This window comes from Nocardioides salarius (assembly GCF_016907435.1).
Classification (GTDB): domain Bacteria; phylum Actinomycetota; class Actinomycetes; order Propionibacteriales; family Nocardioidaceae; genus Nocardioides; species Nocardioides salarius.
On sequence record NZ_JAFBBZ010000001.1, the window covers coordinates 1,312,752 to 1,339,616 of the forward strand.

The window sequence follows — 26,865 nt, forward strand, 5'->3', positions numbered from 1 at the left end:
TCAGGAGCCGTCCAGCACCACCGTGCCGCGCGCCCGGCGGCCCCGGGAGGGCACCACCGTGACCCGCAGCCGGTCGGCCCGGCCCGCGCGCACCAGCCGCGCCCCCCGCTTCGTCAGCCGTACGTCGCTCGCGCGGGCCCGGTCGGGGTCGAGGCGGACGCGGCCCCGCGCCACCCGGCCCTTCGTGCCACGCGCGGTGACCGTGACCTTCGCCGAGCCCGGCAGCGAGCTGAGCACCCGCAGCTCGAGGCTGCGCCCCGTGCGGGTCGCGGCGCGCGGCAGCGCCAGGGTGGCCGAGCCGGGCAGCACCGTGATCGTGGCGCTCGCGGAGTTGTTGGTGAAGTCGACGTCGGTCGAGGTCGAGGTGACGGTGGCGGTGTTGACGAGCTCGGCCGGGTCGTCGGTGCCGGGGGTCTCGACCTCGGTGCGGTCGTGCAGGCAGACCAGGTCGAGCAGCGCCTCCTGCGGCGTGCCGGTGGGGTTGAGCAGCCGGAAGGCGCGGGTCTTGAGCCGCGGGTCGTGGCCCAGGCCCACGAGGTCGTCGGGCAGGTCGAAGGTGGCCACCACCCCCTTGGCGTCGTCGGGGCAGATCACCTGCTCCTCGACCACCGTCCCGGCCGGCACCACGACGCGGCGCTCGACGTGGGTGGTGCGCAGCTGGTGGGTGTGGCCCTGCACGGCGGTCGTGGCGGTGCGCAGGCAGCGCACCGACGCGGTCAGCGTGGTCGCCTCCTGCACCAGCACGTCGAGGCGCCAGCCCGTCGCGGTGGGCTCGGAGGCCACCAGCCGGGCCGCGCCGCCCGAGAGGTCGTGACCGGGGGCCACGGGCATCGTCGCCTCGGGGCAGGTCAGGCTGGTGCTGTGCCGTCCCGGCGCCAGGGCCCGGGTCTCGGTGACCAGCGCGGTGTCGGCGACCAGGTCGTGGGCGTGGCCGTCGCCGTGCCCGGTCTGCCGGTCGGCGGGCTCGGTGCTGCCGGGCAGGCAGACCCCGAAGGCCTTGGCCTGGGCGCGGCCGGCGGCGTCGTTGCGCAGCACGGCCTTCCAGGTCTCCACCCCGGTGCTCTGCGCCGACAGCACGTGCACGTCGGCGAGCGTGCCGGTGCCCTGGTCGACGTGGTCGACGCGGACCGCGCCGTCGGAGACGGTGCCGCCGGGGCAGCTCAGCGTCACCGAGCGGGTCTGCCCGGCCTCGAGGTCGACGTGCACCTCGGTCTTGGTGGGCGTGAGGTGGTGGTGGGCCTGCGGGTGCGGGGTGCGGCCGGCCCCGGCGACGGGGGCGACGAGCACGTCGAGCCGCACGCTGTGCACGGCGCCGGCCGCGAGGTCGCCGACCTGGCAGGTCACCACGTCCGCGACCGCCGAGCACCCGGGGCTGGCGGACTCCAGGCCCACCCCCGCCGGCAGCTGGTCGCGGACCACGACCCCGGTCGCGGTCGCGCTGCCGAGGTTGCGGGCGGTGAGCGTGTACGTCGCCCGCTCGCCGCCGTGCACCGACGTCGCCGACGCGCTCTTGGTCACCGTCACGTCCGTGGTCCCGCCGCTCGGCGGCGTGGTCGGCGGGGCCGTGGTCGGCGGGGTGCTGGTCGGGGGCGCGCTCGTCGGCGGGGTGCTCGTCGGCGGGGTGCTGGTCGGGGGCGTGCTCGTCGGGGGCGTGCTCGTGGGCGGGGCGCTGGTGGGCGGGGCGCTGGTCGGCGGGGTCAGCGGCGGCAGGCACAGCGAGGAGGAGAAGAGCCGCTGGTGGGTCTCGTAGCCCGAGCTGAACCGGGCGGCCAGGACCTGGCCGATGGTGTGGCCCGCGCGCTCGACGACGACGTGGGCTCTGGGGGCCAGGATGCTGCCGCCCCAGGCGCTGCCGACGTCGATGGTCACCGACGTGGCCCCGGCGAGGCTCCAGAGCACCCCGGGACGGGTGGCCATCGTCGAGTCGTTCGCCTGCTGCCAGCCACCGCCCTCGCGCACCCAGACCTGGCCCTTCACGCGGACCTCGGCCCCGTCGACGACGACCAGCAGCGTCGAGCCGGCCGGCACGTCGTACCCGATGTTGCGCCCGGAGGCGAGCTGCGCCGCGGTGGGGCGCACGACGTTGAGGACGGGGTCGGTGCCGCGCAGCACGAGGCTGGGCTGGGCGCTGATCTCGGTGTTCTCGAGGACCGTGCCGGTGCTCGGCGTCGCGGCGATCCGCGCGGCCAGGGCACGCAGTCCGGTGAAGGCGGTGGTGATGTCGAGCGGGTTCGCGTCGAGGTAGGAGCCGCCGCCGTTGAAGTTGACGCCGCTGCGCGGCACCACCCACGCGCTGCCGCGCTGCAGGTTGAACCACTGCCCGTGCGAGCCGCCCACGACCAGCGTGGGCGCCGACGCGGCCGAGGTGAGCCGGGTGCCGACGGTCATCCCGTTGGCGCCCAGGTCGCCGCCGTAGGCGATCGCGCCCTCCGACTCCGAGCCGCGCACGCCGTGCGTCTCGACGAACTCGGTGTACGGCGTCGCGTCGCCCAGCGGGTGGGTCAGGGTCTCGCAGCCCTCCGCGGCGCCCGTGCCGGTGCCGGCCGCGGAGCCCGACAGGCCCGGCACGACCAGCACCCCCGCGACGGCCACGGCAGCGGCGGCCAGGCACGCACCGGCCGTCCTGGTGCTGCGGCGTACGCGCTGGTGGTGCTGCTGCTGGTGCTGCATGGTCGGTCCCCGCCCCTCCGGGGCGCCGCGCGGCACCCCGGGCCGACGCTAGGGGGCGGTCGGGGGCGCTGGGACGGCTGTGGAGGAGTCGTTACCGCTGCGTCGACGAACCGGGCACCGCCCGAGGACCTGGGTCCCCCGGCGGCGCCCGGTGCGACGTACGGATCGCAGGCCCGGGGGCTCAGACCCCGCGGTCGCGGTCGGCCCAGTAGGGCGCCCGCAGCTCGCGCTTGAGGATCTTGCCGGTGGGGTTGCGCGGCAGCATCTCGAGCACGTCGACGCTCTTGGGGCACTTGAAGTGCGCCAGGTGGTCGCGGCAGTAGTCGATGATCTCCTGCTCGGTGGCCGAGGCGCCCTCCTTGAGCGCGACGACGGCCTTGACCGACTCGCCCCAGGTGTCGTCGGGGATGCCGATGACCGCGACCTCCATCACCGCCGGGTGCTCGGCCAGGACCCGCTCGACCTCGGGGCTGTAGATGTTCTCGCCGCCGCTGATGATCATGTCCTTGAGCCGGTCCTCGACGAAGACGTAGCCCTCGGCGTCGACCTTGCCCATGTCGCCGGTGCGGAACCAGCCGTCGTCGGTGATCACCTCGGCGGTGGCCTCGGGGCGGTTGAGGTAGCCCTTGAAGAGCTGGGGGGTGCGCAGCCAGATCTCGCCGTGCTCACCGGTGGGCAGGTCCTCGAGGGTGGCCGGGTCGACGATGCGCACCTCGACCTCGGGCACCGCGCGCCCGGCCGAGACCAGCCGCTCGGGGTGGCCGTCGGCGATCGCGGTGCGGTGCTCCTCGGGCATCAGGTGGGTGGCCACGCCCGAGACCTCGGTCAGGCCGTAGACCTGCATGAAGTCGGTGTCGGGCCAGGCCTCCATCGCCGCGCGCAGCAGCGGCGGCGGCATCGGCGCGGCGCCGTAGGTGTAGGTCTTCAGCGCCCCGAAGAGCTTGATCGCGTCGGGGCCCGACTGCAGCACCTGCGCCAGCACCGCCGGCACCAGGAAGGTGCGGTTGGCGCCGGCGAGGATCGCCCCGGCCAGCGAGGCGCCGTCGGGGTCGCGGGTCATGATGCTGGGGATGCCGTCGTGCAGGCCGAAGAGCACGTACGACGACCCGCCGACGTGGAAGAGCGGCATCGCGACCATCGACTTGTCGCCGGGCTCGAAGCCCCAGCCGTCGTGGGAGTTGATGGTGTGGGCGATCATGTTGGCGTGGGTCAGCATCACGCCCTTGGGGTGCCCGGTGGTGCCTGAGGAGTACATGACCAGGCAGGTGTCGTCGGGCTCGACGTCGCTGGAGCGACCGGTCGGGGTGGCCGCGGCCAACCGGGTCTCGTAGTCGTCGGGGCCGCTCTCGCCGCCGCCCTCGGGGGTGACCTCGATGACGTGTTCGACGTGGGTGAGCCGGTCGCGGATCTGCTCGACCTGGCCCTTGAGCTCGGAGCCGACCAGCAGCACCGTGGCCCCGGAGTCGTTGACGGCGTAGTCGATCTCCTCGCCGGCGAGGCGGAAGTTGATGATCGCGTTGGCGGCTCCCAGCGCCCCCGCGGCCAGGCTCAGCTCGACGCAGGCCGGGTGGTTCTTGTCGAGGAAGGCCACCACGTCGCCCCGGCCGACCCCGAGCTCGGCCAGCATGCCGGTGCAGCGGCGTACCCGCTCGTCCCACTGGGCCCAGGTCCACGACCGGCCCAGGTAGGTCATCGCCTCCTCGTCGGGCTTGGTGGCCGCCCAGTGGGCCAGGCGGTCGTCGACGAAGCGCGGCGTCGGGCCGGGCGCGGGGCCCGGCGTCGTGGGGGTGGTGTCGGTCGGGGTGGCAGTCATGGGCAGAGTGTGACCGAGGGCACAGCCACTCTCAACAGGGCGTCTCAAGAGGTGTGCTCACCCCGACTCCGTGCCCGACTTCGTGCCCGACTTCCTGCCCCACTTCTTGCCCGGCGTCCAGCGGGGTCTCAGGTGGCTCACAGTGTCGGTGGGCACCATGGGGACATGACTTCGACGCCCCGAGACCCCCGCGACGAGCAGCCGGGCCCCGAGACGGGCCCCGAGACGAGCCCGTACGACGAGACCCGGTCCTACGACCTGGGCCCGCAGCCGGCCTGGACGCCGGGCGACGAGACCGCCGCCCAGGCGCCGGTGCCGCCGGCCCCGGCAGCCCCGGCAGCCCCGGCAGCCCCGGCGGCACCGCCCGCGCGCGGTCGCAAGGGCTTCGCGGCGGCCGTGGTGGCCGCCTCGCTGGTGGTCGGCGGCGCGGCGGGCGTCGGCGGCGCCGCGGCGTGGAGCGCCCTCGACGACGACCCCGCCTCGTCGAGCAGCAGCCCCGCGGTGACCACCTCGCAGGTCGTCGACACCCCCGAGGGCGACCTCGAGCCCGGCTCGGTGCAGGACGTGGCGGCCACGGTGCTGCCCTCGGTGGTGCGCATCGACGTGCGCGGCGGCCAGTCGAGCGGCTCGGGCTCGGGCATCGTGCTCTCCTCCGACGGCCAGATCCTCACCAACGAGCACGTGATCGCGGCGGCCGGCGACGGCGCCGAGATCAGCGTCTCCTTCGACGACGGCTCGCGGGCCAGCGCCACGGTGCTGGGCTCCGACCCGCTCACCGACACCGCGGTCATCGAGGCCGAGGGCGTCGAGGGGCTGACCCCGGCCACGATCGGCAAGTCCGGGGACCTCCAGGTCGGGCAGTCGGTCGTCGCGATCGGCTCGCCCTTCGGTCTCGACGCCACCGTCACCAGCGGCATCGTCAGCGCGCTCGACCGCCCGGTCGGCGTGGCCGCCGACGAGCAGGGCAACGCCACGGTCTACCCCGCGATCCAGACCGACGCCGCGATCAACCCCGGCAACAGCGGCGGGCCGCTGGTCGACACCTTCGGCAACGTGGTGGGCATCAACTCCTCGATCCGCACCGCCGGCTCGTCCTCGCCGTTCGGCGAGTCCGCCAGCGGCGGGTCGATCGGCCTGGGCTTCGCGATCCCGATCGACGAGGTGCTGCCGATCGTGGAGCAGATGGCCGCCGGCGAGGAGCCCACCCACGCCCGGCTCGGCATCTCGGTGACCGACGTCGAGGTCGGCACCCAGGACGGCTCCGCGGTGGTGCCGGAGGACCCCTCCGGCGCGGCGGTGATCGACGGCGCGCTGGTGCGTGAGGTCGGCGACGGCTCCACCGCCGGCCAGGCCGGCCTGGAGGAGGGCGACGTGATCATCCGCGTCGACGACACCATGATCACCAGCTCCGACTCCCTGGTCGCCACGATCCGCTCCTACCGCCCCGGCGACACCGTCACGGTGACCTACCTGCGCGACGGCGAGGAGCGGAGCGTCGACCTCGAGCTCGACACCGACGCCACGCCCTGACCCGGCCCAGATCTCGCGTCGACCCGGCCCGTACTTCCCGAGGGGAGGTACGGGCCGGGTCACGCGCGCCGCTCGAACCCGCCGTACCGCTCGATCGGCCGGTAGCCCAGCAGGTCGTTGACCGCGACCATGTGGTCGTTGGTCTCCGCGTTCCAGGTGCGCACCATCCGCAGGTCGCCCACGTGCTCGTGCAGCAGCAGGTGGGCGGCGGCCTTGAGCGCCAGCCCGAGCCGGTGCCCGCGGTGCGCCGGGTCGACGACGGTGCCCCACTGGTAGGCCAGGCCCGGCTCGTGGCCGGTGGTGACGATCTCGGTGTAGCCGACCACCCGACCGTCCGGGTCGAGCGCGACCGCGGCGTGGCGGGTGCGGTCCTGGCGGGCCAGCAGCTCCTCCTCCTCGCGCACCAGCGCGGGGTCGGCGACCTCCGCCTCCAGGCTCAGCGAGCCCATCGGCGCCTCGGTGCTCAGGCTCGCGGTGACCGTGGCCCAGCCCGCGAGCAGGTCGTCGGGCACCCGGCCCACGAAGGACCGCACCTCGTACGCCGCGTGGTGCGGCGCCGCGCGGGCCGCCAGGGCCCGCAGGTGGCCGGGGTCGGGCGGCGGGTCGAGCACCCGCAGCACCTCGACGAGGCCCAGGGTGAAGCCGTGGCCGCGCAGCAGCCCGGGCCCCGGCTCCCCCGCCCCGTCGGCCGGCGCCGTCATCGGCCAGCTGGCCTCGGCGATCCACAGCCGGCGACCGCGGGCCAGGGCCTGCTCGGTGAGGTGGCCCAGCATCCGGGTGCCGTGCCCGTGGCGGCGGTGCGCCGCCAGCACGTCGACCGAGACCTGGGCCTGGTCGAGGTTGTCGAGCAGCGGGGTGAGCAGGTGGCCGGTGGCCACCGGCTCGCCGTCGACGCGGCCCAGGAAGACCCCGGCCCAGGAGCGCCGCCCGGGCCGCTGCAGCTGGGCGCGCATCTCCTCGCGGGTCCAGGCGGTGACCGCCGCCGGCTCGCGACCATGGCGCTGGGAGGCCAGGTAGACCGCGTGCCAGGTGTCGAAGGCCTCGTCGTCGAACGGGTCCAGGGCCTCGATGCGCAGCCCACCGCGGTCCGTGCTCATCGGGCGCGGACCACCCGGCCCTCGTCCCACACCGGGCCCGGCGCCTCGTAGACCTCGCCGTCGGCGCCGTAGACCAGGAACCGGTCGAAGCCGCGGGCGAACCAGCGGTCGTGGGTGACCGCGAGCACGGTGCCCTCGAAGGCCTCCAGTCCCTCCTCGAGCGCTTCGGCCGACTGCACGTCGAGGTTGTCGGTGGGCTCGTCGAGCAGCAGCAGCGTGGCGCCCGACAGCTCGAGCAGCAGGATCTGGAAGCGGGCCTGCTGCCCGCCCGAGAGCGAGTCGAAGGTCTGCTCGCCGGCGTGCGCCAGCTCGTAGCGGTCGAGGACCCGCGCGGCCTGCTCGCGGCCGAGGCCGCGGCGTCCGTCGGGGTGGCCGTCGCCGCGGTGCAGGATGTCGAGCAGGGGGCGCCCGACCAGCTCGGGGTGCTCGTGGGTCTGCACGAACCATCCGGGGCGCACCCGGGCCCCGAGCTTGGCCTTGCCGGTGTGCGGCACCGGCTTCACGGGGACCTCCGAGACCGGGCGGTGCTCGACGTCGGGGTCGGTGCCGCCGGCGGCCAGCAGCCGCAGGAAGTGCGACTTGCCGGAGCCGTTCGAGCCGAGCACGGCCACCCGCTCGCCGTACCAGACCTCGAGGTCGAAGGGCTTCATCAGCCCGGTCAGCTCGAGCTGCTCGCAGACCACCGCGCGCTTGCCGGTGCGCCCGCCCTTGAGGCGCATCGCGACCTGCTGCTCGCGGGGCTGCTCGGTCGGCGGGCCGACCTCCTCGAACTTGCGCAGCCGGGTCTGGGCGGCGCGGTACTGGCTGGACATGCCGTCGTTGTACTCGGCCTTGATCTTCAGCCGCAGCACCAGCGCCTTGAGCTTGGCGTGCTCCTCGTCCCAGCGCTTGCGCAGCTCCTCGAAGCGGGCGAACCGGTCGGTGCGCGCCTGGTGGTAGGAGGCGAACCCGCCGGGGTGGGTCCACACGCTGTTGCCGACGCCGTGGCCGCTGCCCAGCTCGACGGTGACCACGCGGGTCGCGGTGTTGTCGAGCAGCTCGCGGTCGTGGCTGATCATCAGCACCGTCTTGTCGGACTCGCGGATGCGGCCCTCGAGCCAGATCTTGCCGGGCACGTCGAGGTAGTTGTCGGGCTCGTCGAGCAGCAGCACCTGGTCGGGGCCGCGCAGCAGGAACTCCAGCACCAGCCGCTTCTGCTCGCCGCCGCTCAACGTGCTCAGCTCGCGGTACTTGGCGCGGTCGAAGGACAGCCCGAGCGCCGCGGTGGCGCACACGTCCCAGGTGACCTCGACGTCGTAGCCGCCGGCGTCGGCGTACTCGGCCAGCGCCTCGGCGTAGCGCATCTGGGTGGCCTCGTCGTCGGTCTCCATCAGCGCGAGCTCGAGCCGTTCGACCTGCGCGGCGGCCTCGCGGACCCGCGGCGGGGCCACGCTGAGCAGCAGGTCGGCGACGGTGGCGCCCTCGCGCAGCCCGGCCTTGACGTCCTGGCGCATCACGCCCAGTCCTCCCGAGCGGGTCACCACCCCGGCGTGCGGGACCAGCTCGCCGGTGACGATGCGCAGCAGCGTCGTCTTGCCCGCGCCGTTGGCGCCGACCAGCGCGACCTTGGCGCCCTCACCGACCCGGAACGACACGTCGTCGAGCAGCACCCGACCGTCGGGGAGCTCGTACCTGACACCGGCGACATCCACATGACCCACGAGCGACCATTGTCCGGGTTCTGGGCGCTCAGGTCACGTCGTTAACCCTGGGTCGTGGTCCGGGTCGTGGTCCGGGTCGTGGTCCGGGTCGTGGTCCGGGTCGTGTGCCTGAGGACGCGCCAGGGCGCGGCGAGAGGCCACGACCCAGGCCACGACCCAGGCCACGACTCAGGCCACGACTCAGGCCACGACTCAGGGGTGCGTCAGGCGGAGGGCAGGTCGGGCACCCACTCGACGCGACCACGGTCGGTCAGCGCCCAGGTGCCGGGGCGCGGCGCGAGCAGGAGGCCGTCGTCGGCGAGCTCCTTGCGCGCCGTGCGGGCCGCGGTGCGCCAGCGCAGCTCACCGGTGGGTCCGCTCTCGAGGTCGCCGGGGCGCAGCACGTCGCCCAGGCGCTGCTCGAGGTCGCTCAGCAGGTCGTCGGACTCCGCCTGTCCCCCGGCCTCCTGCAGCAGCTTGACGATCCAGGGCTTGAAGTCGACCGCGGGGGTACGCCGCCGCGGGCGCGCCGGGGCCGCGGGCGCGCTGGAGCCGAAGGCCCCACCGGAGCTCGCGGGCGTCGTACGCCGCCGGGTGACGGGCGAGGCCTTCGGCGGCGCCTTCTTGGCGGGCGGGGGCGGCTCCACGGGCTTGGGCATCCCGTGCACGCAGGTCGAGAGCGGGAGGTCGCACAGGTCGCAGTAGTCGGTGGCGCTCACCACCCGACCGTACCCACGCACCCCTCCCCCTGTGCAGCCCCCCGCCCCGACCTCCCCTGTGGACGAGACGTGGCGCACGGCGGCCGCGGGAGTTTCATCGGGTACCCGACAGAACTCTCGCCACCACGATGAACCTTCAGTCAGGCGGCGCCAGTTTCATCGGGTGCCCGATGAAACTCCCCCGTCGCCCCTGGTCAGGGCCGGCGCAGCCGCACCAGCACCTCGTGGTGGGTGGTCTGGGGGAACATGTCGAGCAGGCGGGCGGCCTCGACGTCGTACGACGCCAGCGCGGCGAGGTCGCGGGCCAGGCTGGTGGCGTTGCAGCTGGAGTAGAGGACCTCGCGCACCCCCGACGACTCCAGCCAGCCGGTGAGGGCGGGGCCGATGCCGCGCCGGGGCGGGTTGACCACGACCAGGTCGGGGTGCGCGGCCGGGGGCTGCTCGAGCGCCCAGGCGGTGGCGTCGGCGGCCACGAAGCGCGCCCGGTCGAGCCCCGCCTCGGCCGCCGACAGCTGCGCCGAGACGACCGCCTCGGGCGCGATCTCGACGCCGGTGACCGACCGGCCGGGGCCGGCGAGCGCCAGGGCGAAGCCGCCGACGCCGGAGTAGAGGTCCCACACCGAGGCCGGGGCGGTCTCGGCGACCCAGGCCCGGGCCTGCTCGTAGAGCGCGGTCGCGACGGTGGTGTTGGTCTGGAAGAACGACTGGGGTCGCAGGTGCAGCCGCAGCCCGTCCCCCACGTCGTCCCCCACGTCGACTCCCACATCGAGCCGCATCGCGAGGGTCGCCTGCTCGGTGAGCACGATCTCGCGCTCCCCCTCGAGCACCGCCTTGTGCTCGGGCTGCACGTTGATCGAGGCCACCGCGACCGGCAGCCGCTCGAGCAGCCAGCCGAGGTGCTTGCGCAGGCGCGCCTCGGGCTCGGTGGAGCGCAGCACCCAGCGCACCATCAGCTCGCCGTCGGGCGAGCGGGTGACCAGCAGGTGCTTGAGCTCGCCGCGACGGCTGCCGACGTCGTACGGCGCCAGCCGGGCGCGCGCCGCGTGCTCGGCCAGCACCGGCAGGGCGTCGTGGAGCCCCGGCTCGTGCAGCCCGCAGTGGCGCAGGTCGATGCCCCGCCCGCCCGCACCCAGGATGCCCAGGGTGGGGGCCTCGACGGTGCCGGCGACGACCATCTTGGCCTTGTTGCGGAAGCCCTCCTCGGGCCCGGTCGCCGGGGGCAGCCAGGCCACGGGCGGCCGGCCGGCCAGCGCGGGGGCGAGCAGCTGCTCGACGTGGCGCTGCTTGTCGGCGACCTGGTCGGCGTAGGCGCGGCCCATCCACGTGCACGAGGCGCACGCGCCGGCGTCGAAGTAGTCGCACTGCACGGGGCGCGAGCCTACGCGGCCGGACCCGTCAGCCGGGGCGGTGCGCGTCGTCGTAAGCCGCCCGCAGCGCCGCGGGGACACGGCCCTTGGCCGCCACCTCGATGCCCTGCGCCGCGGCCCAGGCCCGCACCTGGGCGGCCGTGGCCTCGGCGGGCGGCACCGGCGAGCCGGGCGCCAGGGCGCCGATGAACGCCTCGGCGCCCTCGTCGGCGTCGGCGTGGGTCAGTGCCGCGGCCAGGAACCGGTAGACCCACTCCTGGGCGAGCTTGCGCGACTCGCAGAAGACGATCGGCACCGAGGGCCAGCGCACCTGGCACTCGGCGATGCCGTCGGCCAGCACGGCCGGGCGCACGTGCTGCTGGCGGAAGACCTCCGACCAGCGGTCCTCGACGACGACCGCTGCGCGCGGCAGCCGGGCCAGGTCGGCGAGCTGGTAGCGCAGCCGGCCGCTGGTCAGCGACGAGGCGAGGTCGCCGACGCTCTTGCGCTCGACCACCGCGTGGGGCAGCCCGTCGCGCAGCACCCCGTAGTCGCCGGCCGGCAGGGCGGCCCGCGTGGTGGTGACCTGCTGGTCGGTGAAGCGGTAGGGGTAGCGCTCGTGGGAGTCGACGACCACCTCGAGGTCGACCAGCCCGGCGGCGCGGGCGCTGGGCACCGCCACCGACGGCCGGGCCTGCTTGGCGGTGCGGGCGCTCTGCCAGAAGATCACCTGGCGCCCGCGCACCTGGGTCAGCACCAGCTGGGAGCGGTTCTCGCGGCCCCGGTCGAGCACCAGGTCGATGGCCGCGCCGCGGCGTACGCAGCTGCGCACCGGCACCCGCTCGACCAGCTCGGGCTCGGCCGGCCACTCCTCGGCGCGGTGGCAGTAGACCTTGGCGGTGCGGGGCCAGGTGTCCTTGGCCTTGAGCAGGATGCCGTCGTCACCGAGCGGGACGCGCAGCAGGTAGGGCAGCGACGAGCCCGGGTCGGGGTTGCGGGCGATGAGGAAGTCCTCCGGCACCCCGCCAGTGTGGCAGCCCGAACGGGTGAACCTGCGGCTCGACGCGACCGCGTAGCGTCGCCTCGCCGTCCGACCAACGGACGACTAGGAGGGACACACCATGTTCAACATCATCGGACTGCTCGTCGTGGGCCTGATCATCGGCGCGCTCGCCCGGCTCATCAAGCCCGGCAAGCAGGCGCTCGGCCTGCTCGGCACGCTCGCCCTGGGCGTCGTGGGCGCCCTCATCGGAGGCATCGTGGCCAGCGCGCTCGGCACCGGCGACATCTTCGAGCTCAACGTGCTCGGCTTCGTCGTGGCGGTGGTCGCCGGCGTGCTGCTCATCGGCGTCGCCGAGGGCATGTCGTCGAAGGGGAAGACCCGCGTCTGACACACCCGGTCAGCACGCGGCACGAGCGTCGGCGAGGAGGCACCCCTCGCCGGCGCTCGTCGTCGTTGTGGGGTGAGCCGGGCCTGCTCGCTGCGGGCGGTGGGGCCTCAGGTCGGGTCGACCGGCGGGGTCGTGGCGCTCGGGCTGGTGCTCGGGCTGGTGTTCGGCTCGGCGCTCCTGGTCGGCTCGGCGCTCTTCGTCGGCTCGGCGCTCTTCGTCGGGCTGGGGCTCGTGCTCGGCTGCGCGCTCTTCGTCGGGCTGGCGCTCTTGGTCGGCTCGGCGCTCTTGGTCGGGCTGGGGCTCGGCGTCGGGTCGGCGCCGCCGCTCGGGCTCGGGCTCGGGCTCGCGCTGGGGCTCCCCGAGGCCCCTGACGCCGCCTCGATCGTGACCGCCGCCGAGACGCTGCCCTCGGCCATCGGCCGGTCGACGAAGCGCCAGCGGTAGCTCGTGGCCCGCTCGGGCTGCACGCGCGCCACGGCGGCACCGTCGACGACGTCGACGACCCGCTCGAGCTTCCAGCCGGTGGCGCCGACCGCACGCGACTCCAGGCGCATCGTCACCCCGCTCAGCGGGGCGCCGGTGCCGTCGGCGAGCGTGCCGCGCAGCTCGACGGGCTGCCCGGCCTCGGCGCGCCGCACCGGCGGGGCCGGCATGCCCACGCTGGTCTCCAGGCCCTCGATGTCGTACGTCGTCGCGGTGCCGGCGGTGTGCAGGCGCAGCGCGTCGATCGCGAACTCGTTGCCGTCGCAGCCCAGCCCGGTCATCACGAAGCCGGCGCCGTCGCCGCGGTGGCGCACCACCATGTCGGCCAGCGTGCCGTCGGGCACGGTCTCCTCAACAGTCGCCTCGGCAGCGTCGTCGGCTCCCTCGTCGCCCTCCTGGTCGACCACGGGGGCCTGGGCGTACATGTCCCACTTGCTCCAGCTGTAGGTCAGGTCGGTGGCCTCGATGCGGGTCCACCGCCCGGCCGGCACGACCACCTCGGCACGCCCGAACCAGACGCGGCCGGTGCGCCGGTCGGCGGGCTCCTGGTAGCCGGCCCACACCACGCCCGTGGTGCCCTGCTCGGCGTACGCCGTGAGCCCGGCGCTCTGGGTCAGCGCCACCGACGAGACGTAGCTCAGCGGGCCCAGCGCGTTGCCGCCGACGAGGTCGTAGCGCAGCACCCGCTCGCCGGCGGGGGCGCTGCCCGGGCCGGTGCCGATCATCGCCTGGGGCGACTCCGCGACCCGCTCGTAGACGTCGTCGCAGCCCACCAGGCCCAGGCGCATGGCCCGGCCCTCGGGGAAGGCGAGCCCGCGCACGACGACGGTGCTCTGCTGGGTGGGGGCGGTGCGCGTGGTGGGCACGGCGGCGCTGGCCGCGCCCCCGCTCGTCCCGCCGGCGGCACCGCTCGCGAGCACGACGCAGGCAGCGGCGCCGATCGCCGCGATGCGCTGGTGGATGCCGGCCCGCACGTGGTGTCTCCGCTCGTCCGGCGGGCCCCGGTGCCCGCAGGATGAACTGTAGGCGGCGGGGGCTCACCCCACCACGGGGTCGGCGAAGTTCACCCGAACGAAGGACACCGTTTCGTCCGCTCGGGCGCCGATGAGTCCCGCGCCCGGGGCCGGTCGGAGCAGGTACCCCGTGATCGATCGACTCCTGGAGGACCCGTGGCCGTGCTGCTGAACCCCTACCTGACCCTCGACGGCACCGCCCGGGAGGCGATGACGCTCTACCGGTCCGTCCTCGGCGGCGAGCTGAGCGTGATGACCTTCGGCGACATGGGCGCCGAGGGCGAGCTGGCCGCGAAGGTGATGCACGCCCACCTCACCACGCCCGACGGGCTGACCCTGATGGCCTCCGACATCCCGCCGGGCGAGGTGGTCGAGCCCGGCACGACGGTGCGCCTGAGCCTCTCCGGCGACGAGGAGGACCGGCTGCGCGGCTGGTTCGAGGCCCTCTCGCAGGGCGGCGAGGTGCACGTGCCGCTCGAGAAGCAGTCGTGGGGCGACCTGTTCGGCCAGTGCGCCGACCGGTTCGGGATCCTCTGGCTGGTCAACATCGGGCCGGCCGAGCAGTAGGCCGGCGGAGCGGCCGGCAGGCGGTCCTCAGCCACCGGCGGCGCGGTAGGACCCGATCCAGCGCCGATCGATGCGGCGCTTGAGCAGCAGCGCACCGCGCCCGCCCCACCACCAGCGCCCGCGGGTGGCCAGGCCGCGACCGGCGCCCAGGTCGAGCGCCGAGAGGAGGTGCTCGCGCGGGCGGTAGACGTGGCCGCTGGTGTCCTCGCCGCGTCCGCGGGCCTCGAGGGCCGCGAGCAGCACCGGCGCCTGCCGCACCCCGTGCACCCCGATCCGCGGCAGCGGGCGGGGGGTGAAGCGGGCACAGTCGCCGACGGCGTACACGTCGTCGTGCTCGACGTGCTGCAGGGTGGCTCGCACCGGCACCCCGCGCTCGTCGCCGAGGCCGAGGTCGGCCACCAGCGGCGGCGCCGCCAGGCCGCCGGCGAGCACGGCGAGGTCGTGCTCGAGCACCCGCCCGTCGGCGAGCGTCACGCTCGTGGGGTCGAGCCGCTCGACCCGGGCTGCCAGCACCACCTCGACCCCGCGCCGGGCGAGCACCCGCTCGACGTGGCGGCGGGCACCGGCGGGCAGCGACGGGCCGACCACGTCGCCACCGTCGACCAGCCGCACGGCGCCGACCCCGGCACGCACCGAGAGCTGGGCGGCGAGCTCGAGCCCCGACGGGCCGGCGCCCACCACGGTGACGACCGCGGACCCCTCGTCGGGCAGCCGGTCGGCGAGGGTCTGAAGGCCGGCGAGCGGCTTGACCCCGACCACGCCGGCCCCGACCGGCACCCCGAGGTCGGAGGTCACCGAGCCGATCCCGAGCGAGACCACGTCGTAGCCCAGCCGCTGCCCGGTCGCGGTCGTCGCGACCCGGCCCCGCGGGTCGAGGCCCGCCAGCGTGTCCTCGTGGTGTCGTACGCCGCGGCGCGCGGCCAGGCCGGCCACGTCGAGCCGGCCGGCCTCCAGGGGCAGCGCGCCGGTGGCGACCGCGGAGCCGACGCCGCTGTAGTCGAACCAGCGCGGCGCGAGCAGCTCGACCCTCCAGCCGGCGGCGCGCAGCCGGTCGGCGTGGCGCAGCAGGTGCAGGTGGGTGTGGCCGGCTCCGACGAGCAGCAGCGTCTGGGGGTCCGGCACCCGCGCAGCGTAGCCAGGGGTGCCCCAGGAGGGCCCCGGTGTGCTTCGCTGGGTCGATGAGCAGGGAGCCCGGTCCGGTCGAGCGCGTCGACCACCTCGCGATCCGCGCCGAGGACGCCGTGCAGCGGCTGGTGGGCGGGGGCCTGCGCCGCGCCGGCTGGGTGCCGCGGGTGGTGGCCCACGTGGGCTACGGCCTGGAGAGCGCGTGGGTGCGGGTGCTGGGGCGGGTGGTGCTGGTGCCCGAGGACAGCCTGGCCGCGCGGCACCCCGAGGACGCCCGCGGCTGGCGGCGCTTCGTGACCCAGTCGGCGGCCGGCGTGCCGGTCACGATCGAGGTCGGCGGGGTCCGCACCCGGGTGGAGTCCGACCGCGAGGGCTACCTCGACGTGCGGCTGCCTGCCGACCTGCCGCCCGGCTGGGCCACGGCGCGGCTCGCGGTCGAGGGCCACGACGGCCCCGAGACGACCGCCCAGCTGCGGGTGGTGGCCGCCGACGCCCGCCACGGCCTGGTCAGCGACATCGACGACACCGTGATGATCACGATGCTGCCGCGCCCGCTGGTCGCCTTCCGCAACGCCTTCGTCACCCGCGAGGTCGACCGCCTGCCGGTGCCGGGGATGGCGGGGCTCTACCGCGACCTGCTGGCCCACCGGCCCGACACCTTCGTGGTCTACCTCTCGACCGGCGCCTGGAACGTCGCGGGGGCGATCGGGCGCTTCCTGGCCCGCCACGACTACCCGCCCGGCCCGGCGCTGCTGACCGACTGGGGCCCCACCCCCCGCGGGTGGTTCCGCTCGGGGCAGCGGCACAAGACCACCGGGCTGCGCCGGCTCGTGGAGGACTTCCCGCAGCTGCGCTGGGTCCTCGTCGGCGACGACGGACAGCACGACCCGGAGATCTACGCCGAGGCCGCCGCCGAGCACCCCGACCGGGTCGAGGCGGTGCTGATCCGCCGGCTCAGCCTGGGTGAGCAGGTCGCCCGCTACGGCCACCTCGACACCAGGGCGCAGGAGGCCGGGCCAGGCGCCGCGACCGGGTACGGCGACGACGGTGACGAGCTGCGCGTCGAGGCGCAGCGGCTGGGGCTGCTGGGCTGAGCCCCGACGGGCGCGGCCAGCCCCGGCCAGCCCCGGCCAGCCCCGACCAGCCCCGGCCAGCCCCGGCCAGCACGGGCCAGCCCCGGCCAGCACGGGCCGACGGTCTAGTCCGAACGGGCCATCTTGGGACTGTTCCGGCCCGAGGGCGGGACCTTCTGGCCGCACGCGCGTTGAGTGGTCGCAGCGCCGGGGACCCGGCGCCGTACGCAGCCGTCCGGGGAGGGAACGCTGTGCACACCGACCTCACGGTCCGGGCCGCCTCGGTGGCGCCGGGCCACGTCCGCCTGCAGGTGCGCGGCGAGCTCGACCTGGGCTCCGCCCCGCTCCTGCACGGGGCGCTCGCCCGAGCGCTCCCGGCGGCCACCGAGCGCCTCGACCTCGACCTCGACGGCGTGGCCTTCCTCGACGCCGGCGGTCTCGGGGCGCTGGTGTGGTGCCGCCAGCGGGCCCTGGCGGCCGGAGCGGCGTGCCAGGTGGTGGCGCTGAGCCCGGCGGTCGAGCGGATCCTGCTCCTGACCGGCACCCACGACACCCTGACCTGCCCCGCCCCGGCCGGTCGCGCACTGGCCGAGGCCGTCCAGCCCGCCTGATCGGGCTACCCGCGGGCGCCGCCGGATGGCCCGGTCGTGCGCGGGGCATGGCCCGTCGGGGTGGTATCGGCCCGGCCCGGGCAAAGGATCGCCCCGCGCCGCTGACCCCGTGGCACCCCCGGTCGTTGACTGGTCGACGACGCAGCACCTGGGGGCCGACGCATGAGCACCATCATCACGACGCACGCAGGCACGATGGTGGTCCACCTGGCCACGGGCCTGTCGTGCCACGGCGAGATCGACATCGCGATCGCCGACCAGCTCGTCGCCGACTGCGGCCAGCAGCTCGCCGAGCTCGCCCTGCCCGCCGGGAGCGTGTTCGTGGTCGACCTGTCGGGCGTGACCTTCATGGACAGCGCCGGCCTCGACGCGCTGCTCGACCTGCACGACCTCGTCGAGGAGTTCGACCTGGTGTGCGTGGTGCGCCGGGCCAGCGCGGCGGTGCACCGCATCGTGGCGCTGACCGCCCACCCCGAGCAGCTGGGCTGGCTCGACGTGCCCAGCAGGCCGGGCCTGGTCTCCCCCGCCTGAGCGGCGTACGCCGCCCGCTCAGCCCGGTCAGCCTGCTCAGGCTAGGCGGGCCGGCTCCCGGCCGCGGGGGCTGCGCGCGCCGCGGGTGACCAGGAAGCCGAAGCCGGTGGCGAAGACGTACATGATGATCGAGTAGACGGCGCTGGGGATGGCGACCTCGGTGCTGCCGAGCACGCTCAGGGCGATGGTCAGCGCGACGGTGGTGTTGTGGATGCCGACCTCCATCGAGCTGGCCACGGCCTGCGCCCGCTCGAGGCGCAGCAGCCGCGCGCCGGCGTACCCGAGGGAGAGGCTGGCGGCGCAGAAGATCGCGGTGACCAGCCCGACCTGGCGCACGTAGTCGGCGAGGTTCTCGCGCTCGCCGAGCAGCGCACCGACGGCGACGACGACCAGCACCACGATCGAGAAGACCCGCACCGGCTTGTCGGAGCGGGCCGCGAGGGCGGGGCGGCGGCTGCGCACGAGCATGCCCAGCACGACCGGCACCAGCACGATCGCGATCACCTGCAGCACCTTGCCGACCTGCAGGCCCAGCTCGCCGTCGGCGTCGAAGTAGCCGATGGCCAGGTTGGTGATCAGCGGGATGGTGAACGCGGCGAGCACCGAGTTGATGGCCGTCAGCGTCACGTTGAGCGCCACGTCGCCGTGGAAGAGGTGGCTGAAGAGGTTGGCGGTGGTGCCGCCCGGCGAGGCGGCCAGCAGCATCACCCCGACCGCCAGCAGCGGGTCGAGGCCGAAGCCGATGACCAGCCCGAAGGCGATCACGGGCAGCACCAGCACCTGCAGGGTCAGCGCGACCACGACCGCGCGGGGGCTGCGTGCGACCCGGCGGAAGTCGTCGACCTGCAGCGAGAGGCCCAGGCCGAACATGATGATGGCCAGCGCGACGGGCAGCCCGACGCTGATCAGTGCGGAGTCGTTCACGACCACTCTCCCGGCTCGACGTGGAGCATCCTGTGCCACCGCCCGCGTGACGGCGGCCACAGTCAAGCAGCCTCGGGCGGGTCAGGAGCGGAAACGCTCCAGGGCGCCGAGGTGGACCAGCGCGGCCCGGTCGCCGGCCTTGCGGCGGTGGTGCTCGACGAGGGCGACCACGGGCGGCGGTTCGTCACCGACCCCGTGGGCCTCAGCCACGGGCGCCGCCGACGCCCAGCAGGGCGGCCAGGCCCAGGGCGCTGCGCGGCGAGTACGCCGTGCGCCACAGCCCGCCGTGGGCCGCGGCGTACGCCTCGTCCTGCCAGGGGTGCTCGTGGCGCGGGCCGCCGCCGGTGTGCAGGTCGTGCACGAGCATCGCGGCCATCAGCACGTTGGAGGTGGAGGGGTCGAAGACCTCGACGCCGAAGCGGTGCGCCCCGGCGTACGCCGCGGCCAGGGCGCGGTTCTTGACCACCGAGCGGGTGCGGGTCGGGGGCGCGACGTTCATCGAGACCAGGCGGCCGTCGTAGCGCGCCGTGGTGGCGCGCCAGCGCTGCAGCCGCTTGGCCAGCGCGTAGTTGGGGCCCTGCTGGGGCACCAGCGAGTCGTTGAGGCCGGGGTCGGCGGGGCCGGCGTACGGGCGCTGCAGGAGGCGGCCGCCGGAGAGGGTGCGCAGCGGGCGGCCCAGGCCCTTGCTGGCCCGGCCCCGGCCGGCGTAGCGGGCCAGGGCCTGGTCGACGGCCTCGCCGGGCACGCCGAAGACGTCGGTGGGGGTGGCCAGGAAGGCCAGGGCGGTGTCGTCGCGGGCCTCGAGGAGGCGGCGGCTGAGCTCGTCGACGGCGGTGGAGACGCGCACGTTGGTGGCGCCGTCGGCGTAGACGTAGTTGCCGAGCACGAGGGTGCCGGGCTGGGCGGCGAGCCAGTCAGCCAGCGCCGGCACGTCGGCGAGCAGGTCGGCGCCGGGCCGGCCGTCGACGGCGGGAGCGACCACGGTGCCGGCGCCGGCGACGGCGGTGTCGCTGACGCGCGCCCACACGTCCTCGCGGGGCAGGTCGACGGCCGCGACGCGGGCGCCCCAGCGGGTCAGCGCCTGCAGCGGCCCCATCTCGGAGCCGGCGCCGACGACGGCGACGGTGTGGTCCTCGAGGCGCAGCCACTCGGGGTGCGCCACGACCGCGTCGACCGCCTCGGCCATCGTCGGCTCGACGACCCCGGCCTCGACCCACCGCTCGACCTGGCGGCGTACGTCGTCGCCGCGCAACCGCTCGCCCCGGTAGGGCAGCACGAGCTCCTCGACCCGCTCGCCGGCACCGTGCATCTCGACCTGGCCGAAGCCGGCGCTGCTGCGCGGCCAGTCGGCGAGCGGCACGTCGCCCTCCCGCTCGACGACCCGCATCCGCGAGTGCAGCGAGTCGAGGCCGGCGCGGGCGACCGCGACGGCGTCGTCGGGGGTGGCCAGGCCGGCCTCGACGAGGCGGCGGAACCAGGTGAGGTACTGGGTGCGCCAGGCCGTCTCGCGCTCGACGGCCCGGGCGCCGACGGCGTCGACCGGGCGCAGCGCGTCGGCCGCCACGCCGCGGCCGGTGGCGGTGGTGCTGCGTCGCCCCTCGCTGTCGGCGGGGTCGACGGGGAAGACGAGTCCGTGCGGAGCATCAGCCATGGCGTCACCCTGCCCGGACGGCGCGTGGGGGTAAACACCCGGGGGTGACGCGTCCTGCGGCCCGACGGCGCTAGCGTCCGCCAGGTGACCCGCCAGCGCACCGGCGCCCCTCTCGTGATCGGACCCGACGCCGCCCTCGTCGTCGTCGACGTGCAGGAGGGCTTCGACGAGCCGTGGTGGGGTCCGCGCGACAACCCCGCCTGCGACGACAACGTCGCGGCCCTGCTCGAGGCGTTCGCGACCACCGGGCGCCCGCTGGTCTACGTGCAGCACTCGTCGCTGAGCCCGGAGAGCCCGCTCTTCCCGGGCCAGCCCGGCCACGCGCTCAAGGAGCACCTCGAGGGCTTCGAGCCGGCGCTGCTGGTCACCAAGCAGGTCAACTCCGCCTTCCACGGCTCCCCCGACCTCGACGCGTGGCTGCGCGGCGAGGGCATCGGCGAGGTCGTCGTCTGCGGGATCACCACCAACCACTGCTGCGAGACCACCGCCCGGGTCGCCGGCAACCTCGGGTACGCCGTCACCTTCGTGCTCGACGCGACCCACACCTTCGACCGCACCGGCCCCGACGGCACGACCCTGACCGCGGCCGAGCTGGCCCGCGCCACCGCCACCAACCTGCACGGCGAGTTCGCCACCGTGGTGTCGACGGCCGAGGTGCTCGAGGCGCTCGACCAGCCGTCGTCCTGACGAGCCTCACGCCCTCGCGGCGTGTCGTGGTGAGAGTCGTCAGGACGACCGTGGCTCAGGCTCCGCAGATCATCGCCAGGTCGCGCCACCAGGAGAGCCGGTTGGGGCGCCCGTCGTAGTCGTGGCGCTGGTTGGCCCCCGAGACGCCGGGCAGCACGTAGACCTGCGCCGGCCCGACGTACCAGTCCTGGACGCCGAGGCCGGGCCTCCCCCGCCGCCCCATCGCCCGGGAGGCCTCGTGGGCGACGCCCTTGCTGGTGAAGGCGAGCCACTCCGGCTGCCAGCGCTCGCACTTGGCAGCGAGGTCGTCGATCTCGACCCAGCGCGGGTCCCAGTGACCGACCAGGTCGGTCAGGCCCAGGCCGAGCTCGGGCACGAGGTGGTCCTCGTGCGGCTGCAGCCGGCGCGGGGAGAGCCCGGAGAGGTGCAACGACTCGTAGAAGCTGTTGCCCGGCGTCTCGTAGTAGTGGTCGCGGTGCTTGGTGCTCGCTGCTCCCGCCAGGCCGCAGAAGACCACGAGAGGCTCGTCGGGGACGAGATCGGGGAGCACCTGCACGCGAGCACGCTACCCGCGCGGCCGCTCCTGTCGGACCGACCTCAACCGCCGCGGCGCGCGGTGCGAGAACGGGAGGTCCAGTCGGAGGTCCAGGACGTGCCCGGCCCAGTCCTCCCGCTCCGGAGTCGTCAGCAGCTCGAGCAGCTCGACGTGGCCGGCGACCACGGCCGGGGTGACGACGGTCAGGACGTCACACGTGGACAGTCCCGGCCAGCTGGTGCACAAGAACGCACCTGAGCCCTCCGACCACTGCGCGCCCTGCTGTCGCCACCCGTCAGCGATGGCGCACACCCCGTCTGCCTGGGACGGGTCGAAGGCCACCAGGGTGAGGATGGAGTCGGCCGGCTCGACGACGTCGACGACCTGCAGGAAGCCGGTCGCGTCGAGGCGTGCCTCCACCAGGTCGCCGACGACAAGTGGGGCGAAGAACGCGTTGTTCGCCAGGCGATAGGTGCCCCCTGTGTCCCTCGTGTCGACCGGCTCGGCCCACATCGTCTCTCCGCAGGGCCCCTGCTCCTCGTCCTCCCTGTAGCGCAACCGCACCTTCACGTTGTCGTGGGCACTCGTCATGGCTGTCTCCTGGTCGTCGTCTCGTCGTGAGTCGATGCCAGCAGGCCCCACCGACACGGCGACCGCCGAGCCGCGGCTGCCTGTGGACGGCCGGCCCCACGACCGGGCACGGTCCTGACGTCCCGCACGCCACCGCGGCGTGTCACGGTGAGGAACGTCAGGACGGCAGAGGCTCGGACCACCGGGCGGGCGCGCCCCACAGACCACCCCTGAGGGCGTTTGTGGAGAGCTGCCTGGCCGTACGAGGGGTCTGCGCCTACAGTCGAAGGAGTGAACAGGCACCGGGACTCGGTGCTGCACCACCAGCTTGGGGGCCCGACATGGGCAACGACACCGTTCTTTCCACCGCGGCGCGTACGCCGCTGCAGACCCGCCACACCGTGACCGGCGACCTCGACGTCGCCGCCGTGCACCGGCTGCGCAGCGGCTTCGCGGCCGCCCTCGACAGCTCCGACGTCGCTCGCCCCGGCCTCGACCTCGACCTGGGCGGCGTGACCTTCATGGACGCCGCCGGCCTCGGCGCCGTCATGTGGTGCCGCCAGCACGCGCTGCGTGCCGGCTTCGCCTGCGTCGTCGACGAGGCCAGCCCGGCCGCGTTGCGGCTGATGAAGCTCACCGGCACCCACGACCTGCTCCGCGGCTTCGCGGCCGCGCCGCTCGCCGGCGGCGCCCCGGTCTGACCCGACTCAGTCCCTCGTCCCGCTGACGCACCACGCGACGGAGTCGATCTCGAACGGACCGTCGCCGAGGTCGGCGCGCAGCCGTGAACGCAGCCGTTCGACGGTCGAGTCGTCGACGCCGTCGAGGAACGCCCGGGCCGATCCCGCGGCCTCGGTGAACGGCGCCCACCAGCGGTCGAAGGAGTCGAAGCCGACCCGGACCCGGATCTCCTGCTCCTGCACGCCGACGAGGCCGGCGCCCTCCCACAGCCGCTGCAGGTCACCCCGGGTCGAGCCCGTCGACGGCGCCGCTGCCTGGCCGGGAGCCAGCGACTCGACGGCCGACCAGAACGGCGACAGCGGTCCGCGCCCGCCGCCGTGGTCCCACACGCAGGCCGCGACCAGCCCGCCCGGGCGGGTCACCCGCACCATCTGCGCCACCCCGGCCGCCGAGTCGTCCATGAAGTGCACGACCAGCTGGGCCAGGCTCGCGTCGAAGGTCGCGTCGTCGAACGGCAGCTCCTCCGCCCCGCCCCGGCGCACGTCGACGTCGGGGAAGCGAGCAGCGACCGCAGCCACGAACGACGCGGCCGGGTCGATCGCCGCCAGGCGGCGTACGCCGTGGGGGTGCGGCGGGCGGCGCACGAGCTCGTCGAGCAGCGCCCCCGGGCCGCAGCCGACGTCGAGCACGCTGGCCGGCAGCCGGCCCCCGGGCAGCACAGCGTCGCAGAAAACGGGCGCCAGGGGTCGGGAGAAGCGCCCCATGAACCTGTCGTAGGTGTCCGCGGGCACGTCGAAGCCGGCCATGCCCTCAGGTTAGGTGACCGACCGTCGGCTCAGCCGACCCAGCGCTCGGAGCCGGGCAGGTCGAGACCGGGCTCGTCGTCGGGCAGCAGCGAGAGCTGCTGGCTGCGGGGGGCGCGGGGGCGGGTGGGCCCCTCGTCGCGACGGGCGGCCTGGTCGACGAGGTGGCGCAGCCCGGAGCGGACGGTGTGCAGCAGCAGGTCGAGGTCGGCGTCGGGCACCACGACGGTGCCGGTGCGCAGGCCCACCAGGGAGCGCACCAGCAGCGTGCGCTGCCCGTCGTACGCCGCTGCGACCTGCGCGGGCTCGACCTGGCCGTCGAGGAGCAGCTCGAGCACGGTGGCGAGGTGCTCGTCGAGGCCGCCGGGCAGCGGCTCGTGCGTGTCGGTGTCGGCGTCGTCCTCGTCGCCGGCGCCGAGCCCGGCGAGGAACCGGCGTCCGCCGACCCGCTCGGCCACCTCTCCGGCGATGTCGTCGATCTCGGAGCACAACCTGGCCAGCACCCCGGCGAGCTGGCGCGGGGCAAAGGGCACCGCGCAGATCTCGTGGCGCACCACGATGCTGTCGGCGGTGGCGCGCACCTGCAGGTAGGGCAGCCGGGCCTGCAGCCCGGAGACCTCGCGGGCGGCCCCGGCGGCGTCGGCCACGTCGTCGACGAGGATCGCGAAGAGCGCCACCGCGGGCCGGTCGGGCAGCACCTGCACCCACACCACGCTCTCCCCCACCGGCACGGGCACGTCGCCGTCCTCGTCGTGGGCGACCGGCTGGTCGAGCACCTCGGCGAGGGTGGCGTCGACCAGCCGCTGCAGGTGGTCGCGGTCCTCGACGAGCACGGCCAACGGTGCGTCGTCGCCCAGCACCCTCGCGCGCCGGGGCGGCAGCGCCTTGGCCCGCGCCTCCCAGCGCAGCCCGCCGAGGTCGAGCTCGCGGCTGAGGAGGAACGCCGGGTGCAGGCAGCCGCGCTGGTCGCGCAGCGCCCCCACCACCAGCGCCGCCGCCAGGTCGCACTCGCGCTGGGCCAGCTCGGCGTGGAAGACGGGGTCGTCGTCCTCGTACTCGGCACCGGGCACCCACGGCTCGACGAGACCGCCGACGCCGACCGCCTCGAGGAGCAGCCGGCCCCCGGCCTCGGCGTCCACGACGACGTACGCCGGCACCTCGCCGGAGCCGTCGTCGACGGCGAGCCCGACCTCCTCGTCCGGCTCCATGGAGGCCAGGTGGTCGGCCAGCCGGGACCGCAGCTCGCGCCACGCCTCGTCGTGCTCCCGCTCGATCGTCACGTCACTCCCGGTGTCTCGACCCGGTCGGCCCCCACCGACCTCGTCCACCCACCGTAGGCGTGGGCACCGACAGTCACGCCGCGACGCGACCGAGCGGCGATCGCCCGACTCAGGGAGCAGCGGTGGCGGACCCCGAGGACCCGAGTCGGGCGAGCTCGTTGACCTGGTCGACGGTGTAGCGCTGTGCCAGCTCGGCCCGCGACTGTGGCAGCCTCACGCAGCGCTGCAGGACATCGGCGATGACGCTCGCGCCGCCGGCGACGTACTGCGCGGAGACGACCATGACCGGCTTGTCCAGGCGCACCTCGCGCCGCCACACGACCCTGGTCGTGTCGTGGCGCTCCGGCCAGCTGGTGAGCGCGATCATCAGCGAGTCGCGCGAGTGGTGGGACTCGATCGGGCCGGCGGACGCGATCGACTCCCACGAGGTGGACCAGCTGATGCCCTCGTGCCGGTACTCCACGCCTGTGGAGGTGAGGTAGAGCCCGCCGACGGCGATCCTGCCGCGCAGGACGGCGACGAGCGGCCAGAGCAGCAGGGCGGCGATCGAGCCGAGCAGCCAGACCCCGATCGGGGCGTCCGCACGCAGGAAGAGCAGGGCTCCCGCCGCCGCCCAGATGAGGAAGGCCGCCGTCCAGAACACCGGCAGCACCAGCGCGACCCTGGGATAGGGGAACACCATCGCCGCCGCTCCTGAGGGCGCGGTCCCGACCTCGACCGCCGGTCGGTGCCGGGGCAGGTAGGTGTCGCAGCCGACCATGACGAACCCTCCGACGGCGATCAGCAGGAGCAACGAGCCGAACATCCCCACCGCGAGATCGCCCGCGACCACGATGCCCGTCCCCAGCACGGCGAGGAAGACGTAGGAGAGGGTCAACAAGGCGTTCTGTCTGTTGCTGCGCATGCGACCTCCTCAGTCGAACAGTCCACCGACGCCGTCGACGATGCCTCCGACCCCGTCGACGATGGCACCCCCGGTGTCGGTCAGGGACTCGAGTCCCGCGTCCCAGGCCTCCATCACGTCGGGGCCGCCCTCGAAGAGCGAGTCGATGGCGCCCGAGGTGAAGACTCCCACGCCTGCCCCGACGACGGCTCCCACCGCCGTGCCGACCCCCGGGACGGGGATGAAGGAGCCCACGACGGCACCGGTGCCCGCGCCGGCGAGCACCGAGGCCGCGAAGCCGCCGCCGTTGGAGACCACCGCCTGCGTCGGGCTCTCCCCCGCTGCGAGGTCGAGGCCGACCCCGACCACCGCGAGCGCGCCGCCGAGCTTGAGCGACGCCCCCTTGGCACGGCCGTCGAGCTCGTCTGCCTGCCTGGCGATGTCGTCGCCCTTGATCTTCTCCGCGTCCCAGTGGTCGAGGTCGTGGTTGCCGAACCCGCCGGGCTCGCGCGGGATCAGATCGAGGTAGCGCGCGGCCTGGTCAGCGATCTCCGTACCGGTCGCTCTCACGAGGGAGGCGTGGAACGTCACCGCGCTCGACCCGAGCCCACCGGCGATGTCCAGCGCGGTCAGCGCCATCCCCGGCCCGGTCAGGCCGCGGTACTCGCCCTCCAGCGCCAGCACGCCCCCGCGCCACTCCTCGCGCACGGCCGCCGCGTCCGCCCCGGCCCGCTCGTAGGCCTCGACCCGCGCCTGGTGTGCGGCGAACGCGTCGAGGGCGGCGGCGCGGGCGTCGACGAGGGTGGGGCTCACCCGCCCGGCCGGCTCCGGGCCCGGGTGGCTGGGTGCGGCGCCGGGCGGCTCGACGACGTACGCCGACACGGTGAGCCCGGCGGCGCGCGCGCTGGCGCAGATCTCGGCCATCCGCGCCTGCAGCCGCCGCAGCGTCGCGGCGTACGCCGCCAGCTCGCGCGCCGCGGAGGACGCGCTGTCGTGGACGAGGTCGATCTTCTCCACGGCCACGCCCATCCGCGAGACGAACCCGGTGGCGGTGGCGCCCTGCCAGTCGGCGGAGGCGGCCCGGCGCGCGGCGAGCACGCGCTCGCCACCGTCGCCGACCGCGGCGACCAGGGAGTCCTCGAGCCAGCGGGCGGCCGCGGCGATGGAGTCGGGCGAGCCCTTGAGCTCGGTGTCGATGCTCAT

General features: G+C 75.0%; 26 protein-coding genes. 8 read left to right on the forward strand and 18 right to left on the reverse strand.

Annotation, left to right across the window (positions count from 1 at the left end; translation table 11 throughout):
- A complete protein-coding gene (locus tag JOE61_RS06390; RefSeq protein ID WP_193670082.1) occupies window positions 1-2,670 on the reverse strand; it encodes a choice-of-anchor A family protein in 2,670 nt (889 codons plus the stop codon).
- Between the two features lie 181 nt (window positions 2,671-2,851).
- Window positions 2,852-4,483 (reverse strand): long-chain-fatty-acid--CoA ligase, encoded by a 1,632-nt coding sequence (locus JOE61_RS06395; RefSeq protein ID WP_193670083.1) that lies wholly within the window; start codon window positions 4,481-4,483, stop codon window positions 2,852-2,854.
- 165 nt (window positions 4,484-4,648) lie between these two features.
- Between JOE61_RS06395 and JOE61_RS06400 the strand changes: the two genes are divergently transcribed.
- Entirely contained in the window at window positions 4,649-6,013 is a 1,365-nt protein-coding gene (locus tag JOE61_RS06400) for a S1C family serine protease (RefSeq protein WP_193670084.1), read from the forward strand.
- 59 nt (window positions 6,014-6,072) lie between these two features.
- On the opposite strand, the gene JOE61_RS06405 is transcribed toward JOE61_RS06400, so the two are convergent.
- The 5 genes from JOE61_RS06405 to JOE61_RS06425 all read right to left on the reverse strand — a co-directional run bounded on the left by JOE61_RS06405 (window position 6,073) and on the right by JOE61_RS06425 (window position 11,875).
- Window positions 6,073-7,110, reverse strand: a complete 1,038-nt coding sequence (locus tag JOE61_RS06405) for a GNAT family N-acetyltransferase (RefSeq protein WP_193670085.1) — start codon at window positions 7,108-7,110, stop codon at window positions 6,073-6,075.
- Window positions 7,107-8,810, reverse strand: a complete 1,704-nt coding sequence (locus tag JOE61_RS06410; RefSeq protein ID WP_193670086.1) for an ABC-F family ATP-binding cassette domain-containing protein — start codon at window positions 8,808-8,810, stop codon at window positions 7,107-7,109. The genes JOE61_RS06405 and JOE61_RS06410 overlap by 4 nt, the downstream gene beginning before the upstream one ends.
- Before the next feature lie 203 nt (window positions 8,811-9,013).
- Entirely contained in the window at window positions 9,014-9,508 is a 495-nt protein-coding gene (locus tag JOE61_RS06415) for a hypothetical protein (RefSeq protein WP_193670087.1), read from the reverse strand.
- Between the two features lie 194 nt (window positions 9,509-9,702).
- Window positions 9,703-10,875 carry a 23S rRNA (uracil(747)-C(5))-methyltransferase RlmC gene (gene rlmC, locus JOE61_RS06420; RefSeq protein WP_193670088.1) on the reverse strand — a complete coding sequence of 391 codons (1,173 nt, stop codon included), beginning with the start codon at window positions 10,873-10,875 and terminating at the stop codon, window positions 9,703-9,705.
- Window positions 10,876-10,903: 28 nt separating this feature from the next.
- On the reverse strand, window positions 10,904-11,875 hold the full coding sequence (locus JOE61_RS06425) for an ERCC4 domain-containing protein (RefSeq protein ID WP_193670089.1): 972 nt from the start codon (window positions 11,873-11,875) through the stop codon (window positions 10,904-10,906).
- 100 nt (window positions 11,876-11,975) lie between these two features.
- Between JOE61_RS06425 and JOE61_RS06430 the strand changes: the two genes are divergently transcribed.
- Entirely contained in the window at window positions 11,976-12,245 is a 270-nt protein-coding gene (locus tag JOE61_RS06430; protein ID WP_227492069.1) for a GlsB/YeaQ/YmgE family stress response membrane protein, read from the forward strand.
- A 107-nt stretch (window positions 12,246-12,352) separates the two neighbouring features.
- Here JOE61_RS06430 and JOE61_RS06435 read toward each other — a convergent pair whose 3' ends face one another.
- Entirely contained in the window at window positions 12,353-13,702 is a 1,350-nt protein-coding gene (locus JOE61_RS06435; protein WP_193670090.1) for a hypothetical protein, read from the reverse strand.
- Window positions 13,703-13,903: 201 nt separating this feature from the next.
- Here JOE61_RS06435 and JOE61_RS06440 point away from each other — a divergent pair, with 201 nt between their 5' ends.
- The gene (locus JOE61_RS06440; protein ID WP_307822846.1) at window positions 13,904-14,308 is read left to right on the forward strand and encodes a VOC family protein; all 405 of its coding nucleotides are present in this window, start codon (window positions 13,904-13,906) and stop codon (window positions 14,306-14,308) included.
- Window positions 14,309-14,335: 27 nt separating this feature from the next.
- Here JOE61_RS06440 and JOE61_RS06445 read toward each other — a convergent pair whose 3' ends face one another.
- Window positions 14,336-15,430 carry an NAD(P)/FAD-dependent oxidoreductase gene (locus tag JOE61_RS06445; RefSeq protein WP_193670092.1) on the reverse strand — a complete coding sequence of 365 codons (1,095 nt, stop codon included), beginning with the start codon at window positions 15,428-15,430 and terminating at the stop codon, window positions 14,336-14,338.
- 56 nt (window positions 15,431-15,486) lie between these two features.
- On the opposite strand from JOE61_RS06445, the gene JOE61_RS06450 reads away from it, so the two are divergent.
- The 3 genes from JOE61_RS06450 to JOE61_RS06460 all read left to right on the forward strand — a co-directional run bounded on the left by JOE61_RS06450 (window position 15,487) and on the right by JOE61_RS06460 (window position 17,648).
- On the forward strand, window positions 15,487-16,527 hold the full coding sequence (locus tag JOE61_RS06450; protein WP_193670093.1) for an App1 family protein phosphatidate phosphatase: 1,041 nt from the start codon (window positions 15,487-15,489) through the stop codon (window positions 16,525-16,527).
- A 230-nt stretch (window positions 16,528-16,757) separates the two neighbouring features.
- Window positions 16,758-17,117: an STAS domain-containing protein gene (locus JOE61_RS06455; RefSeq protein WP_193670094.1), complete on the forward strand. Its 360-nt coding sequence runs from the start codon at window positions 16,758-16,760 to the stop codon at window positions 17,115-17,117.
- Between the two features lie 162 nt (window positions 17,118-17,279).
- Complete coding sequence (locus JOE61_RS06460) at window positions 17,280-17,648, forward strand: STAS domain-containing protein (protein ID WP_193670095.1); 369 nt, start codon at window positions 17,280-17,282, stop codon at window positions 17,646-17,648.
- A gap of 36 nt (window positions 17,649-17,684) precedes the next feature.
- Here JOE61_RS06460 and JOE61_RS06465 read toward each other — a convergent pair whose 3' ends face one another.
- From JOE61_RS06465 to JOE61_RS06470, 3 genes are all read right to left on the reverse strand, one after another.
- Window positions 17,685-18,572, reverse strand: a complete 888-nt coding sequence (locus tag JOE61_RS06465; RefSeq protein WP_193670096.1) for a bile acid:sodium symporter family protein — start codon at window positions 18,570-18,572, stop codon at window positions 17,685-17,687.
- A gap of 81 nt (window positions 18,573-18,653) precedes the next feature.
- Window positions 18,654-18,782 carry a hypothetical protein gene (locus JOE61_RS22065; protein ID WP_264675513.1) on the reverse strand — a complete coding sequence of 43 codons (129 nt, stop codon included), beginning with the start codon at window positions 18,780-18,782 and terminating at the stop codon, window positions 18,654-18,656.
- Window positions 18,775-20,223, reverse strand: coding sequence for a hypothetical protein (locus tag JOE61_RS06470; RefSeq protein WP_193670097.1), 1,449 nt, complete (start codon window positions 20,221-20,223; stop codon window positions 18,775-18,777). The genes JOE61_RS22065 and JOE61_RS06470 overlap by 8 nt, the downstream gene beginning before the upstream one ends.
- An 84-nt stretch (window positions 20,224-20,307) precedes the next feature.
- On the opposite strand from JOE61_RS06470, the gene JOE61_RS06475 reads away from it, so the two are divergent.
- Window positions 20,308-20,910, forward strand: coding sequence for a cysteine hydrolase family protein (locus JOE61_RS06475; RefSeq protein WP_307822847.1), 603 nt, complete (start codon window positions 20,308-20,310; stop codon window positions 20,908-20,910).
- A 55-nt stretch (window positions 20,911-20,965) separates the two neighbouring features.
- On the opposite strand, the gene JOE61_RS06480 is transcribed toward JOE61_RS06475, so the two are convergent.
- A complete protein-coding gene (locus JOE61_RS06480; RefSeq protein WP_193670098.1) occupies window positions 20,966-21,466 on the reverse strand; it encodes a mismatch-specific DNA-glycosylase in 501 nt (166 codons plus the stop codon).
- Window positions 21,467-21,475: 9 nt separating this feature from the next.
- Window positions 21,476-22,036, reverse strand: a complete 561-nt coding sequence (locus JOE61_RS06485; RefSeq protein ID WP_193670099.1) for a hypothetical protein — start codon at window positions 22,034-22,036, stop codon at window positions 21,476-21,478.
- A 320-nt stretch (window positions 22,037-22,356) separates the two neighbouring features.
- Here JOE61_RS06485 and JOE61_RS06490 point away from each other — a divergent pair, with 320 nt between their 5' ends.
- Entirely contained in the window at window positions 22,357-22,716 is a 360-nt protein-coding gene (locus JOE61_RS06490; protein ID WP_193670100.1) for an STAS domain-containing protein, read from the forward strand.
- 6 nt (window positions 22,717-22,722) lie between these two features.
- Here JOE61_RS06490 and JOE61_RS06495 read toward each other — a convergent pair whose 3' ends face one another.
- The 4 genes from JOE61_RS06495 to JOE61_RS06510 all read right to left on the reverse strand — a co-directional run bounded on the left by JOE61_RS06495 (window position 22,723) and on the right by JOE61_RS06510 (window position 26,865).
- Complete coding sequence (locus JOE61_RS06495) at window positions 22,723-23,502, reverse strand: class I SAM-dependent methyltransferase (protein WP_193670101.1); 780 nt, start codon at window positions 23,500-23,502, stop codon at window positions 22,723-22,725.
- Window positions 23,503-23,531: 29 nt separating this feature from the next.
- Window positions 23,532-24,779 (reverse strand): T3SS (YopN, CesT) and YbjN peptide-binding chaperone 1, encoded by a 1,248-nt coding sequence (locus JOE61_RS06500; protein ID WP_193670102.1) that lies wholly within the window; start codon window positions 24,777-24,779, stop codon window positions 23,532-23,534.
- Window positions 24,780-24,888: 109 nt separating this feature from the next.
- Window positions 24,889-25,683: a hypothetical protein gene (locus JOE61_RS06505; RefSeq protein ID WP_193670103.1), complete on the reverse strand. Its 795-nt coding sequence runs from the start codon at window positions 25,681-25,683 to the stop codon at window positions 24,889-24,891.
- A gap of 9 nt (window positions 25,684-25,692) precedes the next feature.
- Complete coding sequence (locus JOE61_RS06510; RefSeq protein ID WP_193670104.1) at window positions 25,693-26,865, reverse strand: hypothetical protein; 1,173 nt, start codon at window positions 26,863-26,865, stop codon at window positions 25,693-25,695.

Excerpts from the sequence above, each read along its gene's own strand:
- JOE61_RS06400 (WP_193670084.1), top strand. The coding sequence starts at position 4,649 with ATGACTTCGACGCCCCGAGACCCCCGCGACGAGCAGCCGGGCCCCGAG.
- JOE61_RS06390 (WP_193670082.1), bottom strand. The coding sequence starts at position 2,670 with ATGCAGCACCAGCAGCAGCACCACCAGCGCGTACGCCGCAGCACCAGG.
- JOE61_RS06485 (WP_193670099.1), bottom strand. The coding sequence starts at position 22,036 with ATGACGAGTGCCCACGACAACGTGAAGGTGCGGTTGCGCTACAGGGAG.
- JOE61_RS06470 (WP_193670097.1), bottom strand. The coding sequence starts at position 20,223 with ATGGCTGATGCTCCGCACGGACTCGTCTTCCCCGTCGACCCCGCCGAC.
- JOE61_RS06505 (WP_193670103.1), bottom strand. The coding sequence starts at position 25,683 with ATGCGCAGCAACAGACAGAACGCCTTGTTGACCCTCTCCTACGTCTTC.
- JOE61_RS06510 (WP_193670104.1), bottom strand. The coding sequence starts at position 26,865 with ATGAGCATCGACACCGAGCTCAAGGGCTCGCCCGACTCCATCGCCGCG.
- JOE61_RS06430 (WP_227492069.1), top strand. The coding sequence starts at position 11,976 with ATGTTCAACATCATCGGACTGCTCGTCGTGGGCCTGATCATCGGCGCG.
- JOE61_RS06395 (WP_193670083.1), bottom strand. The coding sequence starts at position 4,483 with ATGACTGCCACCCCGACCGACACCACCCCCACGACGCCGGGCCCCGCG.
- JOE61_RS06495 (WP_193670101.1), bottom strand. The coding sequence starts at position 23,502 with ATGGCCGGCTTCGACGTGCCCGCGGACACCTACGACAGGTTCATGGGG.
- JOE61_RS06460 (WP_193670095.1), top strand. The coding sequence starts at position 17,280 with ATGAGCACCATCATCACGACGCACGCAGGCACGATGGTGGTCCACCTG.
- JOE61_RS06490 (WP_193670100.1), top strand. The coding sequence starts at position 22,357 with ATGGGCAACGACACCGTTCTTTCCACCGCGGCGCGTACGCCGCTGCAG.
- JOE61_RS06405 (WP_193670085.1), bottom strand. The coding sequence starts at position 7,110 with ATGAGCACGGACCGCGGTGGGCTGCGCATCGAGGCCCTGGACCCGTTC.
- JOE61_RS06450 (WP_193670093.1), top strand. The coding sequence starts at position 15,487 with ATGAGCAGGGAGCCCGGTCCGGTCGAGCGCGTCGACCACCTCGCGATC.